3 protein-coding genes and 1 pseudogene are annotated in these 2,698 nt (G+C 67.0%); 2 read left to right on the top strand and 2 right to left on the bottom strand.

Annotation, left to right across the window (positions count from 1 at the left end; translation table 11 throughout):
- Both ABZD10_RS15025 and miaA read right to left on the bottom strand, forming a co-directional pair.
- Window positions 1-560: pseudogene (locus tag ABZD10_RS15025) on the bottom strand (hypothetical protein); the annotation flags it as partial.
- A 113-nt stretch (window positions 561-673) separates the two neighbouring features.
- On the bottom strand, window positions 674-1,555 hold the full coding sequence (gene miaA / locus ABZD10_RS15020) for a tRNA (adenosine(37)-N6)-dimethylallyltransferase MiaA (RefSeq protein ID WP_372887749.1): 882 nt from the start codon (window positions 1,553-1,555) through the stop codon (window positions 674-676).
- Between the two features lie 110 nt (window positions 1,556-1,665).
- Between miaA and pyrH the strand changes: the two genes are divergently transcribed.
- Together pyrH and ABZD10_RS15010 are read left to right on the top strand one after the other, a co-directional pair.
- On the top strand, window positions 1,666-2,397 hold the full coding sequence (pyrH, locus tag ABZD10_RS15015; protein ID WP_372887747.1) for a UMP kinase: 732 nt from the start codon (window positions 1,666-1,668) through the stop codon (window positions 2,395-2,397).
- Between the two features lie 57 nt (window positions 2,398-2,454).
- Window positions 2,455-2,698: ribosome-recycling factor (locus ABZD10_RS15010; protein WP_372887745.1), on the top strand; the 244-nt coding region annotated here is incomplete at its 3' end.

Genomic DNA, 2,698 nt, shown 5'->3' with positions numbered 1-2,698 from the left:
CCCTGAAGCAGCATCTGGCGGCGCAGCCAGATCGACACCAGCGAGGCGATCGCGGTCAGGGATTCGGCGAGGAACGGGCGGTCCTCGTGTCGCTCGCGGCGCAGATCGTCGAACAGGCCGGTCAGCTCGGCCTGGGCCAGCCCGTCCTGAAGGCGCAGTTGCTGGGTGCGGTCCGGCAGCTGCACGCGCCCGTCGTTGGGGATGATCAGAACCTGCCCCTGCACATGGCGCCCGGCCTCGATGGAAAACAGCTTGCCCGCAGGCACGAAAATCGCGTTGTGGGCGCCGAAGCCGCGGCGCAGCCCGTGCAGCCGCAGGCGGCCCTGGCCTCGGGTGATCCAGACGATGAGGTGGTGATCGCGCAGATGCAGCTGCTCGAGCTGCCACAGGCCGCCGATGGTCATCTGCGACAGGGTCTGCACCAGAATGCCGGGCGCAGTGCCGGCTGCGCTCTCCTCGCCAGCGTGGTGATGCGCCGGGGCGCTGCGGGCCGGCGGTGGCGCAACCGCGGCCTCGGCGGCCGGATCCTGGTTCAGGGCACCGGGCCCCTTGCGGGTCATGAATGCCGGGATATGTAAATTCTTGTCTGACATTACCGCCGAGATATGACAGCAGGGTTCGGATTCGGCAAGAAACCTCTGGCCGCCCGGCAAAAGGCTGCGACTCTCTGCTTCTACCGGGCCGCTGGGCTGAATGGGATCCAATCGCGCATCTTCGAGCGGAACCAGGTGCGCTGGCGCTTGGCGAACTGGCGGGTGGCGACGGTCGCCGCCTCGCGGGCCTCCGCCAGCGTCAGCCTGCCCTGCAGGTGCGCGATCAGTTCCGGCGCCCCGATCGCCTTGGATGACAGGCGCGCCGGATCCCAGCCGGGCAGGTTGGCGCGCGCTTCCTCGAGGGCGCCCTCGTCCAGCATCATGTCGAAGCGCCGCGCGATGCGGGCGTTCAGCCAGTCGCGCTCGACATCGAACAGGATCGCCGCCGCGTCACACAGCGGCAGCAGCGGCGGCGGAGTCGCGTCCTGCCACTCGGCCAGCGGCCGCCCGGTGCTGCGCAGCACCTCCCAGGCGCGCTGCACCCGCATCGGGTTGCGGCGGTCGATCCGCGCCGCTGTCTGCGGGTCGAGCGCGTCGAGCAGGCTCGCAAAGCCCCTTTCGGCGACGATGGCGTCGGCCTCGGCGCGAATCTCTGGCGGGGTCGGCGGTATCTCGGCCAGCCCCTCGGTCAGCGCCTTGAAATAGAGCCCGGTGCCGCCGACGATGATCGGACGCTCGGGGCCCGCCAGCAGCGGCGCCACCTCGCGCAGCCAGTGGCCGACGGAATAGGCGGCGGCGCCGTCGACATGGCCATAGAGCCGGTGCGGCGCGCGCGATTCGTCCGCCGCCGAGGGGCGCGCGGTCAGCACCCGCCAGTTGCCGTAGACCTGGATCGCGTCGGCATTGACGATCACCCCGCCCATGCTCTCGGCGATCTCCAGCGCCAGCGCGCTCTTGCCGCTGGCGGTGGGGCCGGCGATCAGAACCGGCCGGTCGGCCGCGATCTCGGGCAGGGCGGTCATCTTCCGATTCTCCGAAAATCGCCTATGGATATGAGATCGCGCATTGAACCTGCCCGTGTTTTCCGACATTTTGCGCGCGATCCTAAATCCTTGCGAAGCCGGAGTGCAACATGACCGACGCGATCCCCGAAGCCGAGACCACATACAAGCGCGTGATGCTCAAGATTTCGGGGGAGGCGCTGATGGGAGATCAGGGCTTCGGATTGAACCCGCCGACCGTGCAGCGGATCGCCGAAGAGGTAAAGTCGGTGCATGATCTCGGGGTCGAGATCTGCATGGTGATCGGCGGCGGCAACATCTTCCGCGGCCTTTCGGGCTCGGCACAGGGCATGGAGCGCACCACCGCCGATTACATGGGCATGCTGGCCACGGTGATGAACGCGCTGGCGATGCAGTCGGCGCTCGAGGGGCTCGGCGTCTTCACCCGGGTGATCTCGGCGATCCCGATGGATCAGGTCTGCGAACCCTATATCCGCCGCCGCGCGGTGCGCCACCTCGAGAAAAAGCGGGTCTGCATCTTCGCCGCCGGCACCGGCAACCCCTATTTCACCACCGACACCGCCGCCACGCTGCGCGCCAACGAAATGAGCTGCGAGGCGATCTTCAAGGGCACCAAGGTCGACGGGGTCTATGACAAGGATCCGGTCAAACATGCCGATGCGGTGCGCTATGACACGGTCAGCTATGACGACGTTCTGGCCAAGCGGCTGGGGGTGATGGATGCCAGCGCCATCGCGCTGGCCCGTGACAACAACCTGCCGATCATCGTCTTCAGCCTCGACGAGCCGGGCGGATTCAGAGGCATCCTGGCCGGGGAAGGCACCTATACAAAGGTCGGCTGAACCCATTACAGTGAACCGGAAACCGGCCTTCGGGCCGCAATGAGCTAGAGCAAAACAATGTCCGACGATTTTGAACTTGATACCGACGATCTGACCCGCCGCATGGAAGGCGCGATGAACGCTCTGAAAACCGAATTCGCCTCGCTGCGCACCGGCCGGGCCTCGGCGACCATGCTCGAGCCGGTGATGGTCGAGGCCTATGGCCAGAGAACCCCGATCAACCAGCTCGGCACCGTCAACGTGCCCGAGCCGCGCATGGTGACGATCAATGTCTGGGACCGGTCGCTGGTCTCGGCGGTGG

The organism is Shimia sp., assembly GCF_041624275.1.
Taxonomy (GTDB): domain Bacteria; phylum Pseudomonadota; class Alphaproteobacteria; order Rhodobacterales; family Rhodobacteraceae; genus Shimia.
This window is presented reverse-complemented; position numbering and strand designations above follow the sequence as displayed.

Coding starts and splice junctions, on each gene's coding strand:
- miaA (WP_372887749.1), bottom strand. CDS start 1,555: ATGACCGCCCTGCCCGAGATCGCGGCCGACCGGCCGGTTCTGATCGCC.
- pyrH (WP_372887747.1), top strand. CDS start 1,666: ATGACCGACGCGATCCCCGAAGCCGAGACCACATACAAGCGCGTGATG.